At 71.3% G+C, this 23,432-nt stretch carries 24 protein-coding genes; 14 read left to right on the top strand and 10 right to left on the bottom strand.

The genetic code is table 11. From position 1 onward, the window contains the following. Nucleotides 1-179 precede the first annotated feature (179 nt). From ACN9MP_RS05705 to ACN9MP_RS05690, 4 genes are all read left to right on the top strand, one after another. Nucleotides 180-2,231 (top strand): TPM domain-containing protein, encoded by a 2,052-nt coding sequence (locus tag ACN9MP_RS05705; protein ID WP_426324385.1) that lies wholly within the window; start codon nt 180-182, stop codon nt 2,229-2,231. Between the two features lie 99 nt (nt 2,232-2,330). Beyond that, complete coding sequence (locus tag ACN9MP_RS05700; protein ID WP_426324383.1) at nt 2,331-3,068, top strand: PspA/IM30 family protein; 738 nt, start codon at nt 2,331-2,333, stop codon at nt 3,066-3,068. Nucleotides 3,069-3,189: 121 nt separating this feature from the next. Then, on the top strand, nt 3,190-4,023 hold the full coding sequence (locus tag ACN9MP_RS05695; RefSeq protein ID WP_426324347.1) for an arginase family protein: 834 nt from the start codon (nt 3,190-3,192) through the stop codon (nt 4,021-4,023). Continuing rightward, nucleotides 4,020-4,478: a Fe-S oxidoreductase gene (locus ACN9MP_RS05690; protein WP_426324345.1), complete on the top strand. Its 459-nt coding sequence runs from the start codon at nt 4,020-4,022 to the stop codon at nt 4,476-4,478. Before ACN9MP_RS05695 ends, ACN9MP_RS05690 begins: the two co-directional genes overlap by 4 nt. 51 nt (nt 4,479-4,529) lie before the next feature. On the opposite strand, the gene ACN9MP_RS05685 is transcribed toward ACN9MP_RS05690, so the two are convergent. The 4 genes from ACN9MP_RS05685 to ACN9MP_RS05670 all read right to left on the bottom strand — a co-directional run bounded on the left by ACN9MP_RS05685 (nt 4,530) and on the right by ACN9MP_RS05670 (nt 6,824). Next, on the bottom strand, nt 4,530-4,853 hold the full coding sequence (locus tag ACN9MP_RS05685; RefSeq protein ID WP_426324344.1) for a hypothetical protein: 324 nt from the start codon (nt 4,851-4,853) through the stop codon (nt 4,530-4,532). 130 nt (nt 4,854-4,983) lie between these two features. After that, nucleotides 4,984-5,457: an SIP domain-containing protein gene (locus ACN9MP_RS05680; protein ID WP_426324343.1), complete on the bottom strand. Its 474-nt coding sequence runs from the start codon at nt 5,455-5,457 to the stop codon at nt 4,984-4,986. A gap of 78 nt (nt 5,458-5,535) precedes the next feature. After that, nucleotides 5,536-6,318: a tyrosine-protein phosphatase gene (locus ACN9MP_RS05675; RefSeq protein ID WP_426324342.1), complete on the bottom strand. Its 783-nt coding sequence runs from the start codon at nt 6,316-6,318 to the stop codon at nt 5,536-5,538. Beyond that, nucleotides 6,315-6,824 (bottom strand): carboxymuconolactone decarboxylase family protein, encoded by a 510-nt coding sequence (locus ACN9MP_RS05670; RefSeq protein WP_426324341.1) that lies wholly within the window; start codon nt 6,822-6,824, stop codon nt 6,315-6,317. The genes ACN9MP_RS05675 and ACN9MP_RS05670 overlap by 4 nt, the downstream gene beginning before the upstream one ends. A gap of 193 nt (nt 6,825-7,017) precedes the next feature. Here ACN9MP_RS05670 and ACN9MP_RS05665 point away from each other — a divergent pair, with 193 nt between their 5' ends. From ACN9MP_RS05665 to ACN9MP_RS05635, 7 genes are all read left to right on the top strand, one after another. Continuing rightward, the gene (locus tag ACN9MP_RS05665; RefSeq protein ID WP_426324340.1) at nt 7,018-8,529 is read left to right on the top strand and encodes an ABC transporter substrate-binding protein; all 1,512 of its coding nucleotides are present in this window, start codon (nt 7,018-7,020) and stop codon (nt 8,527-8,529) included. Then, entirely contained in the window at nt 8,526-9,476 is a 951-nt protein-coding gene (locus ACN9MP_RS05660) for an ABC transporter permease (RefSeq protein WP_426324339.1), read from the top strand. The genes ACN9MP_RS05665 and ACN9MP_RS05660 overlap by 4 nt, the downstream gene beginning before the upstream one ends. After that, complete coding sequence (locus tag ACN9MP_RS05655; RefSeq protein ID WP_426324338.1) at nt 9,473-10,438, top strand: ABC transporter permease; 966 nt, start codon at nt 9,473-9,475, stop codon at nt 10,436-10,438. The genes ACN9MP_RS05660 and ACN9MP_RS05655 overlap by 4 nt, the downstream gene beginning before the upstream one ends. Further along, the gene (locus ACN9MP_RS05650; protein WP_426324337.1) at nt 10,435-11,223 is read left to right on the top strand and encodes an ATP-binding cassette domain-containing protein; all 789 of its coding nucleotides are present in this window, start codon (nt 10,435-10,437) and stop codon (nt 11,221-11,223) included. The genes ACN9MP_RS05655 and ACN9MP_RS05650 overlap by 4 nt, the downstream gene beginning before the upstream one ends. Nucleotides 11,224-11,246: 23 nt before the next feature. Further along, nucleotides 11,247-12,038, top strand: coding sequence for an ABC transporter ATP-binding protein (locus tag ACN9MP_RS05645; RefSeq protein WP_426325928.1), 792 nt, complete (start codon nt 11,247-11,249; stop codon nt 12,036-12,038). A 173-nt stretch (nt 12,039-12,211) separates the two neighbouring features. Further along, nucleotides 12,212-13,282: a M4 family metallopeptidase gene (locus tag ACN9MP_RS05640; protein WP_426324336.1), complete on the top strand. Its 1,071-nt coding sequence runs from the start codon at nt 12,212-12,214 to the stop codon at nt 13,280-13,282. Next, nucleotides 13,260-13,685 (top strand): hypothetical protein, encoded by a 426-nt coding sequence (locus ACN9MP_RS05635; RefSeq protein ID WP_426324335.1) that lies wholly within the window; start codon nt 13,260-13,262, stop codon nt 13,683-13,685. The genes ACN9MP_RS05640 and ACN9MP_RS05635 overlap by 23 nt, the downstream gene beginning before the upstream one ends. 2 nt (nt 13,686-13,687) lie before the next feature. On the opposite strand, the gene ACN9MP_RS05630 is transcribed toward ACN9MP_RS05635, so the two are convergent. Genes ACN9MP_RS05630 through ACN9MP_RS05615 form a run of 4 tightly spaced genes read right to left on the bottom strand, consistent with a single transcriptional unit; the run spans nt 13,688 to nt 16,680 of the window. Beyond that, the gene (locus tag ACN9MP_RS05630; protein WP_426324334.1) at nt 13,688-14,299 is read right to left on the bottom strand and encodes a GNAT family N-acetyltransferase; all 612 of its coding nucleotides are present in this window, start codon (nt 14,297-14,299) and stop codon (nt 13,688-13,690) included. A 32-nt stretch (nt 14,300-14,331) separates the two neighbouring features. After that, on the bottom strand, nt 14,332-15,024 hold the full coding sequence (locus ACN9MP_RS05625) for a uracil-DNA glycosylase (protein ID WP_426324333.1): 693 nt from the start codon (nt 15,022-15,024) through the stop codon (nt 14,332-14,334). 1 nt (nt 15,025) lies between these two features. Then, the gene (locus ACN9MP_RS05620; protein WP_426324332.1) at nt 15,026-15,895 is read right to left on the bottom strand and encodes a metal-dependent hydrolase; all 870 of its coding nucleotides are present in this window, start codon (nt 15,893-15,895) and stop codon (nt 15,026-15,028) included. Continuing rightward, the gene (locus tag ACN9MP_RS05615) at nt 15,892-16,680 is read right to left on the bottom strand and encodes an SDR family oxidoreductase (RefSeq protein ID WP_426324331.1); all 789 of its coding nucleotides are present in this window, start codon (nt 16,678-16,680) and stop codon (nt 15,892-15,894) included. The genes ACN9MP_RS05620 and ACN9MP_RS05615 overlap by 4 nt, the downstream gene beginning before the upstream one ends. A gap of 229 nt (nt 16,681-16,909) precedes the next feature. On the opposite strand from ACN9MP_RS05615, the gene ACN9MP_RS05610 reads away from it, so the two are divergent. The 3 genes from ACN9MP_RS05610 to ACN9MP_RS05600 all read left to right on the top strand — a co-directional run bounded on the left by ACN9MP_RS05610 (nt 16,910) and on the right by ACN9MP_RS05600 (nt 21,303). After that, the gene (locus ACN9MP_RS05610) at nt 16,910-18,232 is read left to right on the top strand and encodes a bifunctional o-acetylhomoserine/o-acetylserine sulfhydrylase (RefSeq protein WP_426324330.1); all 1,323 of its coding nucleotides are present in this window, start codon (nt 16,910-16,912) and stop codon (nt 18,230-18,232) included. A gap of 135 nt (nt 18,233-18,367) precedes the next feature. Beyond that, complete coding sequence (metX, locus tag ACN9MP_RS05605) at nt 18,368-19,573, top strand: homoserine O-acetyltransferase MetX (protein ID WP_426324329.1); 1,206 nt, start codon at nt 18,368-18,370, stop codon at nt 19,571-19,573. Nucleotides 19,574-19,644: 71 nt separating this feature from the next. Beyond that, nucleotides 19,645-21,303, top strand: coding sequence for a peroxidase family protein (locus ACN9MP_RS05600; RefSeq protein ID WP_426324328.1), 1,659 nt, complete (start codon nt 19,645-19,647; stop codon nt 21,301-21,303). 7 nt (nt 21,304-21,310) lie between these two features. Here ACN9MP_RS05600 and ACN9MP_RS05595 read toward each other — a convergent pair whose 3' ends face one another. Both ACN9MP_RS05595 and ACN9MP_RS05590 read right to left on the bottom strand, forming a co-directional pair. Continuing rightward, complete coding sequence (locus ACN9MP_RS05595; RefSeq protein ID WP_426324327.1) at nt 21,311-22,066, bottom strand: NUDIX hydrolase; 756 nt, start codon at nt 22,064-22,066, stop codon at nt 21,311-21,313. Nucleotides 22,067-22,130: 64 nt separating this feature from the next. After that, a complete protein-coding gene (locus ACN9MP_RS05590) occupies nt 22,131-23,348 on the bottom strand; it encodes an MFS transporter (protein WP_426324326.1) in 1,218 nt (405 codons plus the stop codon). Nucleotides 23,349-23,432 lie beyond the last annotated feature (84 nt).

Below are 23,432 nucleotides of genomic sequence, written 5' to 3'. Positions count from 1 at the left end.
CCGGAGCGGAAAGGCTACCCGCCCGCGCGGCGGAGGCCGGGGAGCGACCCGCCCCCGGCCGGGTCGCTCCGGACGTTCACGGCGAACACACATGCGCCGCCCGGGCCGTGGGCTATCGTCGGATCCCCGCGGCTCAATAGACTCGCGGGAGGGCGAACCCGAGTCCCAAGGGGGGATCGATGCGACTGCGATGGGCTGCAGCGCTGGCGTCTGCTGCGGTGGTCGCACTCACGGCGATCGGCGGCAGTGCTGCGCTGGCCACTCCCCCGGTCACGCTCGGCTCCGGTTACGTTCTGGACGAGTCCGACGTGCTCTCCCCGGGTGAGGAGTCGGAGGCGCAGGGCCGCCTGGAACAGCTGAAGACCGACACCGGCCTCGACCTCTGGGTCGTGTACGTCGACCAGTTCACCGACCCTTCCGGCGCCGGGGACTGGGCCAACCAGACGGCCACCGACAACGGGCTCGGCGTCAGCCAGTACCTGCTCGCCGTCTCTACCGACGGGCGGCAGTACTACCTCTCGGGCGACTCCGCCGGCCCGCTCAGCGAGGACCAGCTCGCGACGATCGAGCAGCAGCAGATCCAGCCCGCACTCGCGCAGGACGACTGGCTGGGCGCCGTCGACGCGGCCGCCGTCGGGATCACCGACGCCGCCGGCGGAGGATCGGGCACCACCGCACCGGGTGCGTCCGGGGGAGGCGCCTCGTGGCTCACGTGGCTCCTCGTGGTGGTCGCCGTCGGCGTCGGCATCCTGCTGCTCGTCGTGTTCCTGCGCCGCCGCCGCAAGCCGGCCGCTGTGCCGGGCGGCCCGGGTGGCGCTCCCCAGCCGAGCATCGAAGACCTCGAGCGGCGGGCGTCGTCGCTCCTGATCGAGACCGACGACGCGCTGAAGACCAGCGCGCAGGAGCTCGGCTTCGCCAAGGCGCAGTTCGGCGACGCCGCGACGACCGAGTTCGAGGCGGCGCTCGCGACCGCGCAGCAGAGCCTCGACGAGGCCTTCGGGCTGAAGCAGAAGCTCGACGACGCGACCCCCGACGCCGAGCACGACACGCGCGCCTGGAACGAGCGGATCATCGCGCTGTGCGAGGCGGCCAACACGCTCCTCGACGAGAAGGCCGCCGCCTTCGACGAGCTGCGCAAGCTGGAGCAGAACGCCCCCGAGGCGCTCACCCGCGTGCAGGAGGAGCGGGCGGAGGCCGCGGCATCCCTCGATCAGGCCGCCTCTCGGCTCGAGAGCCTGCGCACCGAGTACGCGCCGGAGGCGCTCGCGACCGTGGCCGACAACCCGCAGCAGGCGCGGCAGCGCCTCGCGTTCGCCGACGAGCAGCTCACCGCGGCCCAGGCCGCCATCGCCGCGGGAGACGGTGGCGAGGCGGCCGTCGGCATCCGTGCCGCTGAGGAGGCCGTCGGCCAGGCGACGCTGCTCGAGAACGCCATCGAGAAGCTCGGCACCGACCTCGCCGCCGGCGAGCGCAGCGCGTCGGCGCTCGTCACCGAGCTGCAGAGCGACATCGCGGCGGCGGCCGCGCTGCCCGACGCCGACGGCCGGATCGCGGCGGTCATCGCATCGACCCGTCAGCAGCTCGACGACGCACGAGCGCAGCTCACGGGCGCCGCCAAGCGGCCGCTCGCCGCGCTGCAGAGCCTCGAAGCCGCCAACACGCAGATCGACACCCTGATACAGGGCGTCCGGGATGCCGAAGCCCAGGCCCAGCGGGCACGCCAGATGGTCGGCCAGGTCATGATGCAGGCACAGGCCCAGGTGTCGGCCGCCGAGAACTACATCACGGCGCGCAGAGGCGCCGTCGGAGCCGAGGCGCGCACGCGGCTCGCGGAGGCGGGTGCCTCGCTCGCGCGTGCGCGGGCCATGCAGGCCGGAGACCCTCAGCAGGCGATGCAGCAGGCGCAGCGTGCCGACCAGCTGGCCGGGCTCGCGATCCAGCTCGCCCAGAACGACGTCGGCGCCTTCGACGGCGGGATGGGCGGCATGTTCGGCGGTCAGCCCGCGGGCGGCCAGTCCGGCGGCGGCATGCTGGGCGCCGTGCTCGGCGGCATCGTGCTCAACTCGGTCCTGAGCGGCGGACGCTCCTCCGGAGGCCTCGGCGGCGGCGTGGGCGGAGGCCTGGGGGGCGTGCTCGGCGGCGGCGGCGGCCGCTCGTCGGGTGGCGGTTTCCGGCCGGGCAGCTTCGGCGGCGGCGGCACGCGTGCACGCCGGGGAGGTGGCCGCTTCTGACCCTTCTCGTGGCGCCGCCCGCGCGCAGCGGGGTGGGGCATCCCTCTCCCACACCAGATTCATCGACCCAGACCTGAAGTCCGATAGGAAGGAAATCCGATGGCGAAGCAGTCCATCTTCGGTCGAATCTCGACCCTCATGAAGGCGAACATCAACGCGCTCCTCGACTCGGCCGAGGACCCGCAGAAGATGCTCGACCAGCTCGTGCGCGACTACACGAACTCGATCGCCGACGCCGAGTCGGCCATCGCCGAGACGATCGGCAACCTGCGCCTGCTCGAGCGCGACCACCAGGAGGACGTCCAGGCGGCAGCCGAGTGGGGGAACAAGGCGCTCGCCGCGAGCCGCAAGGCCGACGAGCTGCGCAGGACCGGCAACACCGCCGACGCCGACAAGTTCGACAACCTCGCCAAGATCGCGCTGCAGCGCCAGATCAGCGAGGAGAACGAGGCGAAGGCGATCGCGCCGACCATCGCGACGCAGAACGAGGTCGTCGAGAAGCTCAAAGAGGGCCTCAACGGCATGAAGCAGAAGCTGGAGCAGCTGCGGTCCAAGCGCTCCGAGCTGCTCGCGCGCGCCAAGACGGCCGAGGCGCAGAACAAGGTGCACGACGCGGTCAAGTCGATCGACGTGCTCGACCCCACCAGCGAGCTCGGCCGGTTCGAAGACAAGGTGCGCCGCCAGGAAGCCCTTGCCGCCGGCAAGCAGGAGCTGGCCGCATCGACGCTCGACGCGCAGTTCAACGCCCTCGAGGACGTCGGCGAGCTGACCGAGGTCGAGGCGCGCCTGGCCGCACTGAAGTCCGGCGCTCCCGTGCAGGCCGCGATCGAGAACTGAGCTCGCCGATCGCCATCAGGGGCGCCCGGGTCCGCGTGACCGGGCGCCCCTCGTCGTCTGCCCGCAGCGAACGGCGGGCGCTGCGGATGCCGCGGCCCGCCGTCTGCGCGAAGATGAGGGGATGACGCGTTACCTCGTGGTCCCGCAGTGGCAGGGCAGCCCGTCCACGCGCGCGATGCAGCTCATCGACGGCGCACAGGCCATCGCGGGAGACCTGCCGCGCTCGTCCACCACGGTGCTGGACGTACCCATGGAGGCCGGGGAGTCCCTGGGCTCCGGCATCCATCGTCTCAGCGCGCTGCAGCGCATCCGCGGGATGGTCGCCGACGCCCTCGCCGCGCACGACGCCGCGGCCCCCGACGAGCCGGTCCTGACGATCGGCGGAGACTGCGGCGTCGCCCTGGCACCGATCGCGCACGCCGCCCGCCGGGCGCCGGGGCTCGCGGTGGTGTGGATCGACGCGCACCCCGATCTCAACTCCCCCGCGTCCTCACCCTCCGGCGCCTTCGCCGGCATGGTGCTGCGCGCGGTGATCGGCGACGGAGACCCCGGCCTGTCGCTGGACGGCGAGGTCACTGCCGACCGGGTCGTCGTGGGCGCTGCGCGCTCGTTCGATGACCCGGAGCTCGCCGCGATCGAAGAACTCGGCATCTCCGCACTCACCGTCGAGGCACTGCGCGAGGCCGATGCGCTCGCCGATGCGGTGCTCGCGACGGGCGCGGACGCCGTGTACGTCCACATCGACATCGACGCGCTCGACCCCGCCGAGATCGCCGGCAACGCTCACCCCGAGCCGTTCGGCGTCACTGTGGGGGAACTGACCGGCGCCCTCGCACGCCTGCGCCAGCGCGTTCCGCTGGTCGGCGCCTCGCTCGCCGGCTATTCCCCCGCCTCGCTCGCCGCGGCCACCGACGACCTGGGCCCGATCCTTCGCGTGATCGGCGCTCTCGCGTGAGCCCTGTCCCCACGCCGCCGCCCGGCTGGCGCGCAGCGGCCGAGCATGCCGTCGTCCGCGGACGCCGCATCGACGCGCTCATCCCGTCGTTCCTGCTGGACTCGCCGGTGAGCCGCATGGGCTACCTCTACGGCTGCGCCGTGGGCTGGGCGTGGGGCTCCCTCTGGAGCACCGGCCGCGTGGAGCATCGGGAAGGCCTGTGGGTCTTCCGCGGAATGCCGAAATGGACGTTCCCGCGCGGCGGCTCGTGCGTCGGCGCCTGCTTCCTGACCGGCGACGACCGCGTGACCGACGCGCTCCTCCGTCACGAGGCGGTTCACAAGCGCCAGTGGCAGCGGTACGGCGTCCTCATGCCGTTGCTGTATCTGCTGGCCGGCCGCAATCCGCTGCGCAACCGTTTCGAGATCGAGGCAGGCCTCGCCGACGGCAACTACGTGCCGCGCGGCGCGGCCTGAGCGCGATGGCCCGTCAGGCTGCGGCCGGGAGTCCCCGGCCGCATCCGCGGATCACTTCTGTCCGTGCAGGTGGCCGTTGCAGCCCCACTCCCCCAGCCCGGGGATGACCACGTCGGCGGCGCCTCCGCCATTGAGGCTCACGGCCTTGCGCACCGCCTGGTCGAACTGACCCCAGTTCTGGGTGACCCCGCGCTCCACGCCGGAGCCGTCGCTCTCGTGATCCTCCAGCCCGGAGAACGAACACGGCGAGTTCGCGTTGCTCCGCGCCCCCGTCGCCTCGCCGTTCGCGTTGTACTCACCGGCGAACGCGCCGCCCGCCGACCCCAGCGCGAGGATCGCTCCCACAGCGATCCCCAGCATGATCTTCCTGCGCATGATGCGCCCCTTCCCCTGGAAAGGGCGGGCGTCGAACCCGCCCGCGCCCATCGAACTCCCCGATGGACACCCCGTCAAGAGGGCTCCGCGGGCGGCGGGAAACCCGGTCAGCGCGCCGGGCGGGCCCCTGTCACCGCGCGGTGGCCAGGCCGTACTGCGCGGGGGTGTGGATCCCGTCCGCCGGGATGCCGAGCTCGACCAGGTGATCCACGATGTCAGCGGTGCCGAGGTAGCCGCCCAAAAGGTGAATGCGGGTCTCGTCGTCCTCTGCGCACAGCATCTCACCGGCCCACGCGGCGACGGCGCGGGTCAGCGCCTCGCCGGAGCCGCAGCCGCGCCCGGTGCCGGGAGCCCCGGAGCGCTGCGACCTGTCGAGCCACGTCACGACCATGCGGCTCGGAGCGGCGATCTCGGCCAGCCACGAGGCATCCGGAATCTCGATGAAGACCCGGCCGGTCGAGCAGATGGGCAGCGTCGCGAGCAGTGCCTCGAGTTCGGTCAGCGACGACTCGTCGGCAGTGATCAGGTGCTGCACCCGCGTGTGCCGCGAGGCACGGCACGCCGAGGCGTTGTGCGCGGTCTGGTGAGCGGTCGTGTGAGGCATGACACCTTCACTATACCCGCTGACAAAGGGTTGCCTTACCTCACTGACGCTCTGTGGCAGCGGACGGATGCTGCGGCCTCACACCTCATCCCGGAGCAGCACGCGGCGCAGCTCGGTGATCTCATCGCCGGTCAGACCGTGCGAGCGCAGGTACTCCTCCGCGGAGCCGAAGCGCTCCGCGATGTCTTCGAGAAGCGCTTGCATGACGGGCGCAGGAGATCGCGCGACGAGGTCCTCGACATTCACCGCGCGGGGGTGCACGGATCGCAGCAGTGCGACGACATATCGGTTGCGCCGCGCCGGCAGCAATCCCTCGGTGCGGGCGTAGTCCGCGACGACGGCGTCGATGTCGACGCCCGCCGCGGCGAGCGTCAGCGCCACGGTGACGCCGGTGCGGTCCTTGCCCGCGGTGCAGTGCACGAGCACCGGCTGGTCGGCGAGGATGCCCCGCACCACCGCCACGACGGCGTCCGCCGAGTCGTCGATGATGAGGCGATACATCTCTTCGAGGCTCACGTCGTCACGGAAGAAGGAGTCGACCGAGCCGAGGAACAGCGGCACGCGCTGCGTCACGACATCCAGCCGGGCGACCCGGCTGGGGTCGCGCGCCACCTCGTCGTCGGCGCGCAGGTCGATGATGCGGCGCAGGCCGAGGGCCGCGAGCGCCTTCTCGCCCTTGCCGCCGAGCCGGGCCAGGTTGCCCGAGCGGAACAGGACGCCGTAGCGCGTCGTCGTGGCGCCCGCCGGCAGGCCGCCGACGTCGCGGAGATTCACCGCGCCGGGAACCACCGGGTCGGTGAACGTCAGAGGGTCCGGATCCGCCGCGTCCGGCGGATCGGCGGGCGGCGGGTCGTCGGTCACCACGCCGCGCCCGCGGCGGCGTCCTTGTCTTCGCCGGCCAGGTCGTCGCGCGGCGGCACGCTGTAGCGCCCCGCGATGGCGATGCGGTTGAACGCGTTGATCGACACGAGGATCCAGCTGAGCGCGACGTACTCCTTCTCGCTGAGCACGCCGCCGACGCGGTCGTACACCTCGTCGGGGATGCCGTCGTCGTGGATGTAGACATACGCCTCGGCGAGTTCGAGCGCCGCGCGCTCGCGGTCGGAGAAGACGCCCGAGTCGCGCCACACGGGCAGCTGCGCGATGTCGTCGGCCGTCACCTCGGCGGCCATGGCCCGCTCCACGTGCACGCGCACGCAGTACGCGCAGCCGTTGAGCTGGGAGGCGTGGATCTGCACGAGCTCCTTGAGGCGGTCGTCGATGCCGTTCTCGGCGGCGAGTCCGCCGACGGTCTTCGAGAAGGCCGAGAGCGCCTGATAGGCGGGTCGCGCCGCTCGCGAGAGGTGCACGCGGTGTTCTGCCGTCATGACGCCAGACTACCGACGGCACCCCACGCCAGGGATCGGGATGTCGCCGGGAAGCATTAACACTTGTGTTGCGTTCCGAGTACCGAGTAGCCGGACGTCGCCGCGATATCCCTAGGCTGATATCCGCACCGGGTTCGGCGCGCTGGTCGCCGTGTGCCCGTACAGCTCGCGGGACCCTCCCGAAAGGACCTCCATGCTCCGTCGCACCACGCTCTCAGCAGCCGCGCTGCTGACCGCCGGCCTTCTCGTCCTCACCGCCTGCAGCGGGGGCGGGGGCGGCACCGGGCCCACGGCGACGGGCGAGCCCGACCCCGACGCGTCGGTGGCGATCCGCCTTGTGCTGGAGCCCGGCAACCTCGACATCCGGCAGACGGCCGGCTCGGCGCTCGACCAGATCCTCGTCGACAACATCTACCAGGGGCTCGTGGCCCGCACGCCCGAGCAGGACATCGTCCCCGCGCTCGCGAGCGACTGGACCGTCTCCCCCGACGGCCTCACCTACACGTTCACCCTCCGCGAGGGCGTGACCTTCCACGACGGCCAGGCCCTGACCCCGCAGGACGTCGTGTGGTCGCTCACCACCCGGCGCGACACCCCGGAGTGGCGTGACTCGGCGCGCCTCGCGAACGTCTCGTCGATCACCGCCGAGGGCCAGGAGATCACGCTCACGCTCAGCGCCACCGACTCGACGCTGCTCTGGAACCTCACCGGGCGCGCGGGCATCGTGCTCAAAGAGGGCGACACCGTCGACTACAAGACGAAGACGAACGGCACGGGCCCGTTCGTGCTGGCGAACTGGCGCCAGGGCGACAGCATCACGTTCACGCGCAACGACTCCTACTGGGGCGACAAGGCCGGCGCCGCCGAGGTCGTGTTCGACTACATCCCCGACAACCAGGCGGCCCTGAACGCGGCCCTCGCGGGAGAGGTCGACGTTCTGACCGGCTTCGACGCGAACCTGAAGGACCAGGTCGAGGCCGGCGGCGACTTCTCACTGGTGCTCGGCGCCTCCACCGACAAGGGCACGCTCGCCTTCAACCAGACGTCGGGCCCGCTCGCCGACAAGCGGGTGCGACAGGCCATCCGCCAGGCGATCGACCATGACGCGATCATCGAGGCGCTGGGGTCGGGCCAGACGCAGTACGGTCCCATTCCCGAGCTCGACCCGGGCTACGAGGATCTCTCCGACGTCGCCCCGTACGACCCGGAGGCCGCGAAGGCGCTCCTCAAGGAGGCGGACGCCGAGGACCTCGAGCTGACCCTCACGATCCCGAGCTTCTACTCCACGACGATCCCGCAGATCCTCGTGTCGGACCTCGACGAGGTGGGCATCACCCTCGATGTCGACTCCGTCGACTTCACCACGTGGCTGACCGACGTGTACACGAACAAGGACTACGAGCTGAGCTTCGTGCTGCACACCGAGGCCCGCGACTTCGAGAACTGGGCCGACCCCGACTACTACTTCACCTACGACAACCCGGAGGTGCAGGACCTGTACGCCCAGTCGGTGGCGGCGACCGATGAGGCCGAGGCGGCCGACCTTCTCGAGCAGGCGGCCCGGATCGTCTCCGAGGACCACGCAGCGGACTGGCTCTACAACGGGGCCTCGGTCGTCGCGGTCGGCACTAACATCGCCGGTATGCCGTCGATCAACGTGAACGAGCGCCTGAACGTGGCCGAGATCGCCAAGAGCAACGGGTGATCCGCTACACGCTGACCCGATTCGCCCTGCTCCTGCTCGGGCTGCTCGTGGCCAGCGTGCTGATCTTCCTCACTCTGCGGGTGCTCCCCGGCGACATCGCCCACCTCATCGCGGGCGTCGGCAGCAGTCCAGAACAGCTGGACGCCATCCGCGAGCAGCTCGGCCTCGACCGGCCGCTGGCGCAGCAGTACCTCGAGTGGCTCGGGGGCCTCTTCCGCGGCGATCTGGGCACGTCGCTCCTCACGGGGTCGAGCGTCGTGGACGAGCTGGCCCAGAAGGCCGAGGTCACCGTGCCCCTCGGCATCCTCTCGCTCCTCATCGCCGTCGTCATCAGCGTGCCGCTCGGCGTGCTCTCGGCGATGCGACGAGGGCGCGCAGCCGGCACCGGACTCAGCGTGGGCGCACAGGCACTGGCCGCGGTGCCGGTGGTGTGGGCGGGCATGATGCTCGTGGTGGTGTTCGCCGTCTGGCTCGGATGGCTCCCTGCGCAGGGATTCCCGCGCGCGGGCTGGAGCGACCCCTGGGCCGCCTTGCGGTCTCTCATCCTGCCGGCACTGACCATCGGCATCGTCGAGGGCGCCATGCTGCTGCGCTTCGTTCGCAGCGCCACGCTTCAGGCGGTCGGTCAGGACTTCGTGCGCACCGGCGCGGCCAAGGGGCTCACGCGCGACCAGGCGCTCATCCGCCATGGGCTCCCCGTCGTAGGGCTCTCCGTGATCACGGTGCTGGGGCTGCAGGTGGCGGGCATCATCGTGGGCGCCGTGGTGATCGAGCAGCTGTTCTCGCTCCCGGGCATCGGCCGCATGCTCGTGGCCGACGTCGCCGCACGCGACCTGCCGAAGGTGCAGGGCGAGCTGCTGGCCCTCACCGGGTTCGTGCTGATCGTCGGGTTCGTGGTCGACCTCGTGCACCGGGTCATCGACCCGCGCCAGCGGGAAGCCTCATGACCACCCCTCGTCTGCCGCCAGACCCGGGACACGGAGAGGTCCTGGATGCCGCGACGGCGCCGCAGCGCCGGCGCCCGTCGCGGTGGGCCTGGCTCGGACGGCTGTGGGGGCTGTCGACCGGGCGCTTCGGCCTCATCGTCGTCGCGGTGGTGGGTCTCACGGCTCTCGTGGCGCGCTTCTGGACGCCGTTCGATCCGCAGAAGGTCGAGATCTCCCAGCGCTGGGCGCCGCCCGGCTGGCCGCACCTGCTCGGCACCGACGGGTCGGGTCGCGACATCCTGAGCCTTCTCATGGCGGGCGCCCGCACGACCGTTTTCGTCGCCGTCGGCGCCGGCATCGTCGCGACCGTGATCGGCGTCGCGCTCGCGGCCCTGGGGGCTCTCACCGCCCGCTGGGTGCGCGAGTCGGTGGCGGTGTTCGTCGACATCCTCATCGCGTTCCCCGTGCTCATCATCGCCATGATGATCTCCGCGGTGTGGGGCGGTTCCCTGTGGGTCGTGATCTGGGCCGTCGGCATCGGCTTCGGGGTCAACATCGCCCGTGTGACGCGCCCGGAGCTCCGGCGCGTGCTGCACAGCGACTTCGTGCTGGCCGGCCGCGCCGCGGGACTCACGCCCGCGCAGAACCTCTGGCGCCACCTGCTGCCGAACGTCGCGCCGGTCTTCATCGTGCAGCTGTCGTGGGGCATGGCCGTCGCGGTGCTCGCCGAGGCGGGGCTGTCGTATCTCGGCTTCGGCGCACCCGTCACGGAGCCGTCGTGGGGCCTCCTGCTCGCCCAGCTGCAGCAGTTCATCGCCGTGCACCCGCTCTCGGTGGTGTGGCCGGGCCTCGCGATCACACTCACAGTGCTCGGCCTCAACCTTCTCGGCGACGGCCTCCGCGAGGCGACCGACCCGACGCTCTCGCGCAGCCCCTTCGCGACGCGCCGCGCGCGCCTGCACATCCCGGAGGTGGTCTCGTGAGCCTGGAGGTGCACGACCTCACGATCGACATCGCGGATCGGCGCGTCGTCGACGGTGTCTCGTTCGACGTGCCGGACGGCGCCCGCGTCGGCCTCATCGGGGAGTCGGGATCGGGCAAGTCGCTGACCGCGCTCGCGATCCTCGGCCTCCTTCCCGACGGGGCGACCGCCGCCGGCAGCGTCCGCTGGAACGGCCGCGAGATTCTCGGACTGCCCGACCGCGAGCTGGCGGAGCTGCGGGGCGATGAGATCGGCATCGTCTTCCAGGAGCCGCGCACCGCGCTCAATCCGATCCGCCCGGTGGGTCGCCAGATCGCCGAGTCGATCCGCATCCACGAGGGGCTGCCGAAGCGGGATGCCGCCGTCCGCGCCGTGGCCGAGGCCTCCCGTGTCGCGCTTCCCGATCCCGAGAGGATCGTCGCGCGCTACCCGCATCAGCTGTCGGGCGGGCAGCGGCAGCGCGTCGCGATCGCGATGGCGCTCGCCTGCCGGCCGCGGCTGCTGATCGCCGACGAGCCGACGACCGCGCTCGACGTCACGATCCAGGCGGAGATCCTCGAACTGCTGTTGTCGCTCACCCGCGACGACGGGATGTCGCTCGTGTTCATCACGCACGACCTCGCCGTGCTCTCGCAGATCGCCACGCACGGCGTGGTGCTCGAGGACGGACGCGTGGTGGAGCAGGCACCGGTGTCGCAGCTGCTCTCTGCTCCGGCATCCGTCGTCACCCAGGGGCTGCTGCGCGACGCCACAGCGACGCTCTGGCGCCCGGGAGGGATCGAGTGAACGCGCTCATCCGCGGTCGCGGGCTGACGCGGCGCTACCCCGTGCCGAAGACCACGCTCTTCGAGCGCCGCACCTTCACGACGGGACTCGAGGACGCCGACATCGACGTGCGGGAAGGCTCGGCCGTCGGCCTCATCGGCGAATCGGGCTCGGGCAAATCGACGCTCGTGCGACTCCTGCTCGCTCTCGACACCCCGACCGCCGGCACGCTCGAGTTCGACGGACAGCCGGTCGACGCGAGCGCATCGGCGCGCTCGCTGCACTGGCTGCGCCGCCAGACCGGGATCGTCTTCCAGGATCCCTACGCCTCTCTCGATCCCCGTATGAGTGTCGGCCGCATCGTCGGCGAGCCGCTGTGGGCGCTCGGGGTCGGCGCAGACGGCCGTCCCGGCAGCGGCGACCGGCGCGCCCGCGTGCACGAGGTGCTCGAGCAGGTCGGCCTGGAAGCCGGCATGGCCGACCGCTTCCCGCACGAGTTCTCGGGCGGTCAGAGGCAGCGCATCGCGCTCGCCCGGGCGATCGTGCACCGTCCGCGCCTCCTCGTCGGTGACGAGCCGCTCTCGGCGCTCGACGTCACCGTGCGCGCGCAGATCCTCGACCTGCTGGCCGAGCTCCGCGCGCGCGACGGGCTCACCCTGCTCCTGGTGTCGCACGACATCGGCGTGGTGCAGAACCTCTGCGACGAGGTCGTCGTGATGAAGGACGGCCGCATCGTCGAGGAGGGCCCGACGGAGAAGGTGCTGCTGCAGCCTCAGGTCTCGTACACACGGCGGCTGCTGGCATCCATCCCCGTCATCGACGCCGACGCCGGCTGATCCGCGCGCGTGCTCGCGCTGCTCGGGGTTCCCCGGGCCTGCGCTGCCGGAACCGGCAGTCGCGCCGGTCCTGAACGGACGCGTTCGACGCTTTCGGCAGCGTGAGCATCGAGGCCCGCGCTGGGGGGGCGCGCCGCGGCAACGGCGTCGGAGGGCGCCGATAGGTTCGGAGCATGAGCCCCGGAATCGTGCCGCCGTACCTGCTCGCCCGCATCGCCGCCGCGCAGGAGGAGAACTGGGCCCGCGCGGCGGAGGCCGCACAGCGCACACTCACCGCGCCGAGGGACTACCGGCCCGTACGCTCGCGGTTGCGGCTGTCGATCGAGCAGCCGGGCACCCTCGTCGCGGAGGCGACGCCCGCACCCGACCGCGAGATCTCCGACGCGAAGAACCGCCAGGTGCTGCCGGGCACCCGGGTCCGCGGCGAGGACGACCCGGCCACGGGCGATGCCGCCGTCGACGAGTCGTACGACGGGCTCGGCGCCACGTTCGACTTCTGGTGGGACGCCTACGCGCGTGACAGCATCGACGGCTCCGGCAGCTCACTGCCGGCGACCGTGCACTACGGGCGCGATTACGACAACGCGTTCTGGAACGGCGAGCGCATGGTCTTCGGCGACGGCGACGGCGAGGTGTTCCGCGGCTTCACGGGGTCGCTCAGCGTCATCGCGCACGAGCTCGCCCACGGGGTGATCGAAGACGAGGGCGGTCTGCTGTACCGCGACCAGTCGGGCGCGCTGAACGAGTCGATCGCCGACGTGTTCGGCGCTCTCGCCGAGCAGCACCACGCCGGACAGACCGCCGATGAAGCCACCTGGCTGATCGGGGAGGGGATCTTCACCGATGCCGTGCAGGGGCGTGCGCTCCGGTCCCTCGCTGCGCCCGGCACGGCGTACGACGACGACGTGCTCGGGAAGGATCCGCAGCCGGCGCACATGCGGGACTACGTCGAGACCCGCGACGACAACGGCGGTGTGCACATCAACTCCGGCATTCCCAATCACGCGTTCTACCTGGCCGCCCAGGCGCTCGGGGGCCACGCGTGGGCACGGGCCGGACTCATCTGGTATCGCACGCTCACGGCGGGGACGCTTCCCTCGACGGCGGACTTCACGGTGTTCGCCCGCGCCACCCTGACGGCCGCCGCGGCGGAGTACGGTGAGGAGTCGGAGGAGGTCGACGCCGTCCGCGCCGCGTGGACGAGCGTCGGTGTGATCCCCGATGACCACGACGCACAACCCTGATCCCGAAGAGGCGCTCGAGGGCGGCACCGCCCCGGGCCCCGCGATCGAGGTCGAGGTCGCGCGCACCGGCGGTATCGCCGGCATCACGCGACGGTGGTCGGCTCAGCCGCCGGAGGCCGAGGCATCCGAATGGATCTCGCTCATCGACAGCTGTCCCTGGGACGAAGCGACTGCGTCGTCCTCTGACGACGGTGCCGGCGACGACGGCTCGCGGCAGTCCCTCGTCGCGGCGAACCCGGTGCCCGACGGATTCATGTGGTGGATCCGGGCGACGTGGTCGGGAGCCGACCCGCGCGAGGCCCGGTTGCCCGACGACGACGTCGTCGGCGCGTGGCGCCGACTGATCGATGCGGTACGGGATCGGAGCCGCGCCGGCCCGGAGCGGGGAGCGGCCGGTCGCTGAGCTCAGCGGCCGAACAGCCCCTTCTTCTTCGCGGGCTTGAGGGCCTTCTGCATGTAGATGGTGCCGAGCCACCGGCCGAACTTGAAGCCGACCCTGCCCATGCGGCCCACCTCGACGAACCCCAGCTTCTCGTGGAGGGCGACGGAGCCCTCGGCGCCCTTGTCGCTGATGACGGCGACCATCTGGCGGATGCCCGCAGCCTCGCAGGCCTCGATCAACGCCTCGAGGAGGGCTCGCCCGAGGCCTTTGCCGGTTGCGGCCTGGCCGAGGTAGATGGAGTTCTCCACCGAGAACCGATACGCCGACTTGCTCGACATCGGCTGCACGAGGGCGTACCCCAGGATCTGACCCGACGGCGACTCCGCGACGATGAACGGCAGTCCTTGCCTGGCGAGTCCGTCGCGCTTCTTCCGCCACTGCGCGACCGTCCACGTTTCCTCGTCGAAAGTCACGACGGAGTTGGTCACGTAGTAGTTGTAGATCTCGCAGATGTCGGGGATGTCACGGTCCTCCACGGGCCGGATCTCGTACGAGAAGGGCCGCTCCGGTTCGGGCTGCCGCTGCAGATGGCGCGGCAGCCGGCGGCGGTCCTTCTCGTATTCCTCCTCGAGCATTCGCTCCTCCTGATCGTTTCGGACCGGCCGCCTCAGGCGGGCAGTCGCCAGTCGACGGGTTCGGCGCCCTGCCGGGCGAGCAGCTCGTTCGCACGGGAGAACGGGCGGGAGCCGAAGAAGCCGCGGCTCGCGGAAAGCGGGGACGGATGCGCCGACTCGATGATGGGCGTCGAGCCGAGGAGGGGGCGCAGGTTCGCGGCATCCCTCCCCCACAGGATCGCGACGAGCGGCCTGTCACGCGCGACGAGGGTGCGGATGGCGTGCTCGGTCACCTTCTCCCACCCCCAGCCGCGATGGGAGGCCGGCGCCCCGGGTGCGACCGTGAGCACCCGGTTCAGAAGCATGACGCCCTGGTCGCTCCACGCCGACAGGTCGCCATGCGGAGCACGCGGGATGCCGAGATCGGACTCGAGCTCCTGATAGATGTTGCCCAGGCTCCGCGGCAGCGGACGGACGTGGGCGTCGACTGCGAAGGACAGCCCGATGGGGTGGCCGGGCGTGGGGTACGGATCCTGCCCGACGATCAGCACCTTGACGTCCTGCAACGGGCGGCGGAACGCGCGCAGCACCCGGTCGCCCGCCGGCAGATAGTGTCGTCCCGCCGCGACCTCGGCGCGGAGCCGGTCGCCGAGCGCCGTGATGTCGGGCCCGACCGGAGCGAGCGCGGCAGACCAGTCCGGATCGATGAGACCCGCCTCGGCGAGCTCGGGGAGCGACATCGCCATGTCAGGCCCGCTTCGCCGTCGTCGTCATCACCAGTTCGAGGCCGCCCTCGACCTCCGTCGCCGCGAATGACACGGTCGCCGCCGACAGATCGGCCAGACTGCGGAGATGCGTTCCGCCGCAGGGGATGCGTGCCTGCCCGCCGGGCAGCTCGCACACCCAGGTGCGCCGGTCGGCGAGCAGGTCTCCGTCACGGTCGATCCGCACGGCGCCGCCCGCGGCGATCCACTCCGCGAGCTGCGCGTCGACGTGAACGGCGAGGCCCGGCAGGTCGTCCAGGGCCGCGGGGTCGAACCCCTTGCGACGGAGGGATCTGCCGATGCGGTAGACGTCGCGCGACCCGTCCGGCAGGATCCGCGACTCCTGGATCGCGAGCGCATCGAACGCCGGGGCACCGAGCGCGTCCGCCGGAGCATCCTTGCGCCAGGCGGCGGCCAGCGCCGCGTCGAGGGCGAGCGAGGCGAGGTGGCACGCGGTGTGCCCGGCGGAGAGCGCCGCGCGGTGGTCGGCGTCGACCGTCACCTGGACGGTGTCGCCCAGATCGACGGGTGCGGAGCCGTCCACCAGATGGGCGACCGCGAACGTCCATCCCTCGCTGCCGGTGCGCACGGGCACGCCGGGTCCGAGGAGCAGTTCCTCCCCCTGCGTCGCCGCGACCACCGCATCGAGGACCGGGATCTCCGTGTCGCCGATCCTCAGCGCGCCGCGATCGACGGGCTGGTCGGGCCAGGCGGTGTCGACCGGGTGGAACGCCGTCTCATCGAGCACCACCGCCCGCCTGCCGTCGCCGGCGTCCGTCACGAGCACCACCGTGCCGCGCGACGCGAGGGCGCCGGCCGGATAGGTGACGACGGTGCCGCTCGTGAGCGTCACAGCTCCTCCGTGCCCCGCGGACGCAGCGGCCCGCGCGCGAGGAGGTGCTGGGCCGATTGGGCGACGGGACGCATGGTGACGAGGTCGAGGTTGACGTGTCCCGGCGCATTCAGTGCGTAGGCGATCACGTCGGCCACGTCGTCGGCCGTCAGCGGGTTGCGCACCCCCTCGTACACCCGCTCGGCCGCGGCGCTGTCGCCGCCGAGACGGTTCAGTGTGAACTCGGGGGTGTAGACCATCCCGGGCGCGATCTCGACGACGCGGATGGGCTCCCCGTTCAGCTCGAGGCGCAGCGCGTGCGCGATCATCGCCTCGGCGGCCTTCGCGGCGTTGTAGCCCGCTCCCCCGGCGTACGCCGTCGTCGCCGCCGTGGAGGTGACGAAGAGCGTGTCGGCGTGGCCGTCGGATGCCGCTGCCCGGCGCAGCAGCGGCAGCAGCGCCGCGACGAGCCGCTGTGCCGACAGCACGTTCGCCTCGAACATCCACTGCCAGTCCTCGACGCGTCCGTCCTCCACGCGGTCGGTCCCCCGTGCGCCGCCGGCGACGTGGACGAGCGCGTGGACCGGACCCGAATCGGCGAGAAAGGCGGCGAGCGCCGCCACGTCGGCATCGGCGGTCAGGTCGGCGGCGAACGCGACGGCACCGGTCTCGGCCTCGAGCGCCGCGAGCCGGTCGGCGCGCCGCGCGACCCCCACCACGTCCCAGCCGGTCGCGCGCAGTGCGCGCACTGCAGCTTCGCCGATCCCCGAGCTCGCCCCGGTCACCACCGCACGTCTGTTCGCCATGGGTCAACGCTACCCACCCGCGCCCGCCTTGTTCGCTCGTCACGGATGCACGCGACACACCGAGGGACCGCGTGCATCTGCGGCGAACGAACCGGAAAGAGGCGGGCGAGCTGTGTCGAGCGCGTTACGTCACATTTCCCCCGTGTTGTTGACAGCACCGGGTTCTCCGTACTCTCGAACCCGGCTGGGGGGCACGCTCCCGGCATCCCGATCCCGCAGGAGTCATGCCATGTCCGCACCCGAGAACTGGCGTTTCGAGACCAAGCAGATTCACTCGGGGGCTCAGCCCGATCCGGTGACCAAGGCTCGCGCGACGCCGATCTACCAGACCACGTCGTACGTGTTCGACAACGCCGACCACGCCGCGAACCTCTTCGCGCTGGCCGAGTTCGGCAACATCTACACGCGCATCCAGAACCCGACGCAGGCAGTCGTGGAAGAGCGCTTGGCGGCCCTCGAAGGCGGCACCGGGGCACTCCTCCTCGCGAGCGGCCAGGCGGCTGCGACCTTCGCGGTCCTCAACATCGCCGAGGCCGGCGACCACATCGTCTCGTCGAGCTCGATCTACGGCGGCACGTACAACCTCTTCAAGTACACGCTCGCCAAGCTCGGCATCCAGGTCACGTTCGTCGAGAACCAGGACGACCTCGAGGAGTGGCGCCGCGCGGTGCGCCCGAACACGAAGCTGTTCTTCGCCGAGACCATCGGCAACCCGAAGATCAACGTGCTCGACATCCGCGGCGTCGCCGACGTCGCACACGAGGGCGGCGTGCCGCTCATCGTCGACAACACCATCGCGACGCCGTACCTCATCAAGCCGTTCGAGCACGGCGCAGACATCGTCGTCCACTCGGCCACGAAGTTCCTCGGCGGCCACGGCACGACGATCGGCGGCGTGATCGTCGACGGCGGCACGTTCGAGTGGTCGAAGAACGTCGAGAAGTTCCCCGGCCTGACCGTCCCGGACCCCTCGTACCACGGTGCGTCGTACACGGCCGCGGTCGGCGACGGCCTCGCGTACATCATCAAGGCCCGCGTGCAGCTGCTGCGCGACCTCGGCTCCGCGATCTCGCCGAACAGCGCATGGCTGCTCATCCAGGGCATCGAGACGCTGTCGCTGCGCGTCGAGCGCCACGTGCAGAACGCGCAGGAGATCGCCGAGTGGCTCGAGAACCACAGTGACGTCGCGTCGGTGAACTACTCGGGTCTGCCGACCTCGCCGTGGTACGCCGCCGCCAACGCGTACGCCCCGAAGGGCGTCGGCGCGGTGCTGTCGTTCGAGCTCAAGGGCGGCGTCGAGGCGGGCCGCGCGTTCGTCAACTCGCTGACCCTCTTCAGCCACCTGGCCAACATCGGCGACGTGCGCTCGCTCGTCATCCACCCCGCGTCGACCACGCACTCGCAGCTGACGCCCGAGCAGCAGCTCACGACCGGCGTCACCCCGGGCCTCGTGCGTCTCTCGGTGGGTCTCGAGAACATCGACGACCTCAAGGCCGACCTCGAGCAGGCTCTGGCGGCCGCGCGCCGGGTGTCGGAGGCGGCACGCGCCTGAACCCTCCTCCTCGGGTGAGCGGATGCCTCGTCCCGGCGCACTGCGCGGGGACGAGGCATCCGTCATTCTGTGCGCGGTGCCTCCGTGGGCGTAACAGTCCGACGTGGCCTCTTTCCCACCGGGGAGAATGGACGGATGGACTGGCAGACCTCCGAAGACACGGTGCCGAGCGCGCCCGTCACGGAGGCCGACGCCCGTTCGCTCCTCGGCCGTCCGCCCGCGACGGGCGCGTGGCGCGACGGCGACCCGCTCGGCAACCGGCACTTCGCCGCGTTCGGCGCGTTCCGCACGGAGGGCGGCCGGGAGCTTCCCGCCTACCGTCTCGCCTACGAGACGTGGGGTGAGCTGAACGCGGAACGCGACAACGCCGTGCTCGTCCTCCACGCACTCACGGGCGACAGCCATGTGCGCGGTCCGGCCGGGGCGGGGCATCCCACGTCCGGCTGGTGGGACGACATCGTCGCTCCCGGGGGCCCCATCGACACCGACCGCTGGTTCGTCGTCGCCCCGAACATGCTGGGCGGCTGCCAGGGTTCGACCGGTCCGGCATCCATCGGGCCCGACGGCTACGAATGGGCGTCGCGCTTCCCGTATCTCACCATCCGGGACCAGGTCGCCGCGCAGGTGCGCCTGGCGGACGCGCTCGGCATCGACGCCTGGGCGGCCGTCTTCGGCGGCTCGATGGGCGGTATGCATGCGCTCGAGTGGGCGATCTCGCTGCCCGACCGCGTGGAGCGGGTCGGCATCCTCTCGGCGCCGCCCGTCAACACCGCCGACCAGGTCGCGCTGAACTCGGTGCAGCTCGAGGCGATCCGCATCGACCCGCGCTTCCAGGGCGGCGAGTACTACGACGCCGGCGACGGCGACGGGCCGACCCGCGGGCTCGCGCTCGCCCGGCGGATGGCCCTGCTCAACTATCGCTCCCCCACCGAGCTCAATCAGCGGTTCCAGCGCACGTGGCAGTCCGGCGTGAGCCCGCTTGGCCACGGCGGCCGCTTCGCGGTCGAGTCGTACCTGGACTTCCACGGCAACAAGTTCACGCGGCGCTTCGACGCCAACTCCTACATCACGCTCGTCGAGGCCATGAACTCGCACGACGTCGGTCGCGATCGCGGGGGCGTCGAAGACGCCCTCGCCCGCGTCACCGCGAAGACCCTCGTGCTCGGCATCGACAGCGACCGGCTCTTCCCCATCGACGGCCAGCACCGCATCGCGCGGGGCATCCGCAACACCCTCGACGGCGACCGCGCCGTCGTGCTCTCCAGCGACTTCGGCCACGACGGGTTCCTCATCGAGACGACCGCCGTCGGTGCCCACCTGCGGCGGCTGCTCGAGTCCTGACGCAGACGTCGCGGTATCACCGTCGGCGCGACGCCCCTCTCCCACTGGGCATAAGTCCCAAGGAGGGAATCATGAGCACTGCTACCAGGCCGGGCGCCGAGTCGCCCGAAGACGCGTTCGTCGCGCAGCCCTTCCTTCGCGAGCAGCTGGGCCTCGACGGAACCCGCGAGCGCTCGCCCGGCGGGGGTGGGGAGAAGCGGCTCCCCGTCGACATCAGGGCGTCGCTCGAACTCGTCAGACCCGGGCACGGGAGGTTCCACGGGGCGAAGTTCTCGCTCGGCTACTTCCCCGCGCACGACGTCTTCGCATCCGACGCCGACAAATTCGGGTATCTGACGAAAGGACGGGTGCGGCGGGCCAGCCGCCTTCCCCTCGACGCCGCCAGCCGCGACCTGCTGACGCAGCTCGGGCATCTGATGGGCAACAGCGGACGCGAGACGGCCCCCGACTCCGCGACCCCGTCGGGGTACACCTACGTCGGGCAGTTCGTCGACCACGACATCACCCTCGACGTCTCATCGGCTCTGGATGCGCCGTCGCTCGTCGACGCGAACGTCATCAACAACATGCGCTCGCCGATGCTCGATCTCGACAGCGTGTACGGCAAGGGTCCCGCCGTCGACGCGTTCCTCTACGCTCCCCCGGCGCCCGGGGAGCCGCCGTCAGCGTTCCGGATGCTGCTCGGCTCGAACCTGCCCAGCGGCCTCGGCGGCGCCGGCGGCGCGGCAGGCGCAGGCGGGATGGTCGCGCACACCGACTTCGACGTGCCGCGCACGTCGGCGCTCACGGCGATCATCGGCGACCCGCGCAACAACGAGAATCTCATCGTCTCGCAGCTGCACCACGCGATGCTGCGCTTCCACAACGCGATCGTGGACTCGCTCGTGGCGTCTGGATTCACCGGCGACGTGTTCGTCGAGGCGAAGCGACTGGCCACTCTGCACTACCAGTGGGCGGTGCTGCACGACTTCCTGCCGCGGATCTGCGGCCAGGCCGCCGTCGACGACGCGCTGGCGTCGGTGACGGCGTCGGTCGGCAGCCCGTTCCAGATGCCGGTGGAGTTCTCCGTCGCCGCCTACCGGTTCGGGCACAGCATGATCCGCGACGAGTACTGGCTGAACTTCGAGTTGCGCAACAAGCCGATGAGCGACGTCTTCGCGTTCATCCACGAGCCGCATCTGCCGGTGCGATCGAACTGGGTGGTCGATTTCAACGCGTTCTTCGAGACCGGCTTCGCGGTTCCGGTGTTCAACAACGCCCGCAAGATCGACAGTGTGCTCGCCAGCGCCCTCGAAGACCTCGACGGCAACGGTCTGCCCAACGAGCTCATGGGAGTGCTCGCAGCGCGCAATCTGCTGCGCGGCCTCGTGCTCGGTCTGCCCAGCGGGCAGGCGACGGCGGCCGCACTCGGTGTGCCCGCGCTCACCACGCCCGAGCTCACTGCGGGCCTGCCCGCGGACGAGATCGCCGTGCTGCAGCAGCAGAGCGGGCTCCTCCTCGAGAAGACGCCGCTGTGGTATTACGTCCTTCGCGAGGCGATGGTGAAGACCGGCGGAGAGCACCTGGGTCCGCTCGGCGCCAAGATCGTCGCCGACACCTTCGTGACGATGATGCGGCGCGACGCGCTCTCGCTGCTGAATGTGACGTTCGCGCCGACGCTGCCGAGCGCCGTCGCCGGTCGGTTCACCTTCGCCGACCTCGTGCGCGTGGCGGGCGTCATCGGCGCGTGAGCGCGCATCAACCGGTGCGCTGGTAACGCCACGGGAGAGCGCCGATCTCGAGGCGATGACGGGATCCGGCGGCCGCGGCCCCGGCATCCGGATCCCACTCGTCGTCTCCCTGCCAGAGCAGCAGGGGGCCTTCGCCACCGCGTCGCGCGACCGTCTCGAAGTGCTGGACCCCACCGAGGCGTGCCGCGCCGAGCACGGATGCGACATCATCGTGACCCGAGAGACCGTGGAGGGTGACCCAGGTCGGCGGGTACAGGGTGAGTCGGCCGAGGCCGTGCCGCGCGAGAGCCTCGGCGGGACTCACCCACTCGGCGGCGACCGTCTCGTCGGCGGACAGCGCGAGGGTGCCGGCCACCGCGCGGGCGACGAAGAACCAGGTGCGGATCCGCAGGGCGAGCCCCGGGGGCGGGTCCCAGCACGAGAGCGTCACGAGATCGGACGGCTCGACGGCGAGCCCGGTCTCCTCGCGCGTCTCGCGCGCGCCCGCACGGCGCGCGACCGCCTCCTCCGGCTCGCGCTCCGCGCCCCTGTCCGCCGGCTCGAGCTTGCCTCCGGGGAACACCCACGCCCCGGCGAACGAGCCGCGGTCGGGCCGCTCGATCATCAGCACCTCGAGACCGTCGGCGCCGTCGCGCAGGAGCAGGACGGTACCGGCCACCGGGACGGCGGGATCCCGCGCGTCCTCGGGGCGACGCGTCCGTGCGCCGCCGATCGAGTCGGTCAGCGCCTGGACGGCACGGTCGGCGGGCGTGGGCTGCGGCATGGGTTCACGCTATCCGGCGCGCGCGAGAGGCGTCACCGCGACGGTCCGACGAAAGCGGGGACGGCTACGCGGCGACGAGCGCGCGCCGACGCTCGGCCAGGAGGCTGGCCACCGCGAGCGCCAGGCCCGCCGCGGCGAGCACGACCCCCACCCACGCGGGGGCGCGGAACCCCCAGCCCGCCGCGATCACGACGCCGCCGAGCAACGCGCCGAGGCTGTTGCCGATGTTGAGTGCGGAGTGGTTCAGCGCGGCGGCGATCGACTGGTTGTCCTGTGCCACGTCCATGAGCCGGGTCTGGATGGTGGGACTCAGCGCTGACGCGACGAAGCCGGTCGCGAAGACGAAGAAGCCCAGCGTCCAGATCCACTGCGCGGTCGCGGCGAGGAGGGCGAGAACGAGTGCAAGGACCATGAGCCCGCCGACCAGAGTGCGCTTCAGGTCGACGTCGGCGAGGTGCCCGCCCACGAGGTTTCCGACCGTCATGCCGAGCCCCATGATCACGAGGACGATCGGCACCACCCACGCGGGCGAGCCCGCGACGTCGGTGACGAGAGGTGCGATGTAGCTGTACACGGCGAAGAAGCCGCCGAAGCCGATCGCCCCCACCCCCAGTGCGAGCCAGACCTGCCCGATGCCGAACACCTTGAGCTCGGCGCGCATGGTGCGGCTCGGGTCACCCGGATGCTCGGGCACGAAGAACGTGATGAGGATCGTCGCCGAGGCGAAGATCGCCGCGACGACCATGAAGGCGGAGCGCCACCCCACCTGCTGTCCCAGGAAGGTTCCGAGCGGCACGCCGACGACGTTGGCGACGGTGAGCCCGGTCAGTACGAACGCGACGCCCTTCGCCCTCATGCCGGGGCCGAGCACGTCGGCCGCGACGAGCGCCCCGATGCCGAAGTAGGCACCGTGCGGCAGACCCGCCAGGAAACGGGATGCTGCGACCCACTCGAACGTCGGCGCCAGGAAGGTCAGCGCGTTGAAGATGGTGAGTGCCAGTGCCAGCCCGATCATCACCCGATGGCGGGGATATCTGGCGACCGCCCCGGCGATGGTCGGGGCGCCGACGACGACGCCGAGCGCGTACAGCGAGATCAGCCAGCCGGCCTGCGCGATGGCGTCTTCCGAGTTCGTCGCCCACAGCGACGGCAGCAGATCGTGCGCGATGTTCGGGAGCAGCCCCATCACGACGAACTCGGTCATACCGATGCCGAAGCTGCCGACGGCGAGGGAAAGGAGCGCCCACGTCGCCGCCCCCCTCGTCAGATTCGAGGAGGTCACCAGCTCACGATAGCGGCATTCCCTCCCTCGGTCGAATCGATTCGGCAAGACTTCTTACCACAGCACGGGACGCCCGAACGAGCG

It is taken from the genome of Microbacterium sp. E-13 (genome assembly GCF_049912955.1).
In the GTDB taxonomy this organism is placed as follows: domain Bacteria; phylum Actinomycetota; class Actinomycetes; order Actinomycetales; family Microbacteriaceae; genus Microbacterium.
Note: the sequence above shows the minus strand (reverse complement) of the source record. Positions and strands in the feature narration are given on the sequence as shown.

What these genes read in the sequence shown, in the direction of transcription:
- metX (WP_426324329.1), top strand. Translation starts at nt 18,368, where the DNA reads ATGGACTGGCAGACCTCCGAAGACACGGTGCCGAGCGCGCCCGTCACG.
- ACN9MP_RS05680 (WP_426324343.1), bottom strand. Translation starts at nt 5,457, where the DNA reads ATGCCTCACACGACCGCTCACCAGACCGCGCACAACGCCTCGGCGTGC.
- ACN9MP_RS05630 (WP_426324334.1), bottom strand. Translation starts at nt 14,299, where the DNA reads ATGCTCGAGGAGGAATACGAGAAGGACCGCCGCCGGCTGCCGCGCCAT.
- ACN9MP_RS05655 (WP_426324338.1), top strand. Translation starts at nt 9,473, where the DNA reads ATGACCACCCCTCGTCTGCCGCCAGACCCGGGACACGGAGAGGTCCTG.
- ACN9MP_RS05695 (WP_426324347.1), top strand. Translation starts at nt 3,190, where the DNA reads ATGACGCGTTACCTCGTGGTCCCGCAGTGGCAGGGCAGCCCGTCCACG.
- ACN9MP_RS05670 (WP_426324341.1), bottom strand. Translation starts at nt 6,824, where the DNA reads ATGACGGCAGAACACCGCGTGCACCTCTCGCGAGCGGCGCGACCCGCC.
- ACN9MP_RS05625 (WP_426324333.1), bottom strand. Translation starts at nt 15,024, where the DNA reads ATGGCGATGTCGCTCCCCGAGCTCGCCGAGGCGGGTCTCATCGATCCG.
- ACN9MP_RS05595 (WP_426324327.1), bottom strand. Translation starts at nt 22,066, where the DNA reads ATGCCGCAGCCCACGCCCGCCGACCGTGCCGTCCAGGCGCTGACCGAC.
- ACN9MP_RS05600 (WP_426324328.1), top strand. Translation starts at nt 19,645, where the DNA reads ATGAGCACTGCTACCAGGCCGGGCGCCGAGTCGCCCGAAGACGCGTTC.
- ACN9MP_RS05665 (WP_426324340.1), top strand. Translation starts at nt 7,018, where the DNA reads ATGCTCCGTCGCACCACGCTCTCAGCAGCCGCGCTGCTGACCGCCGGC.
- ACN9MP_RS05640 (WP_426324336.1), top strand. Translation starts at nt 12,212, where the DNA reads ATGAGCCCCGGAATCGTGCCGCCGTACCTGCTCGCCCGCATCGCCGCC.
- ACN9MP_RS05635 (WP_426324335.1), top strand. Translation starts at nt 13,260, where the DNA reads ATGACCACGACGCACAACCCTGATCCCGAAGAGGCGCTCGAGGGCGGC.
- ACN9MP_RS05700 (WP_426324383.1), top strand. Translation starts at nt 2,331, where the DNA reads ATGGCGAAGCAGTCCATCTTCGGTCGAATCTCGACCCTCATGAAGGCG.
- ACN9MP_RS05610 (WP_426324330.1), top strand. Translation starts at nt 16,910, where the DNA reads ATGTCCGCACCCGAGAACTGGCGTTTCGAGACCAAGCAGATTCACTCG.
- ACN9MP_RS05615 (WP_426324331.1), bottom strand. Translation starts at nt 16,680, where the DNA reads ATGGCGAACAGACGTGCGGTGGTGACCGGGGCGAGCTCGGGGATCGGC.
- ACN9MP_RS05705 (WP_426324385.1), top strand. Translation starts at nt 180, where the DNA reads ATGCGACTGCGATGGGCTGCAGCGCTGGCGTCTGCTGCGGTGGTCGCA.
- ACN9MP_RS05685 (WP_426324344.1), bottom strand. Translation starts at nt 4,853, where the DNA reads ATGCGCAGGAAGATCATGCTGGGGATCGCTGTGGGAGCGATCCTCGCG.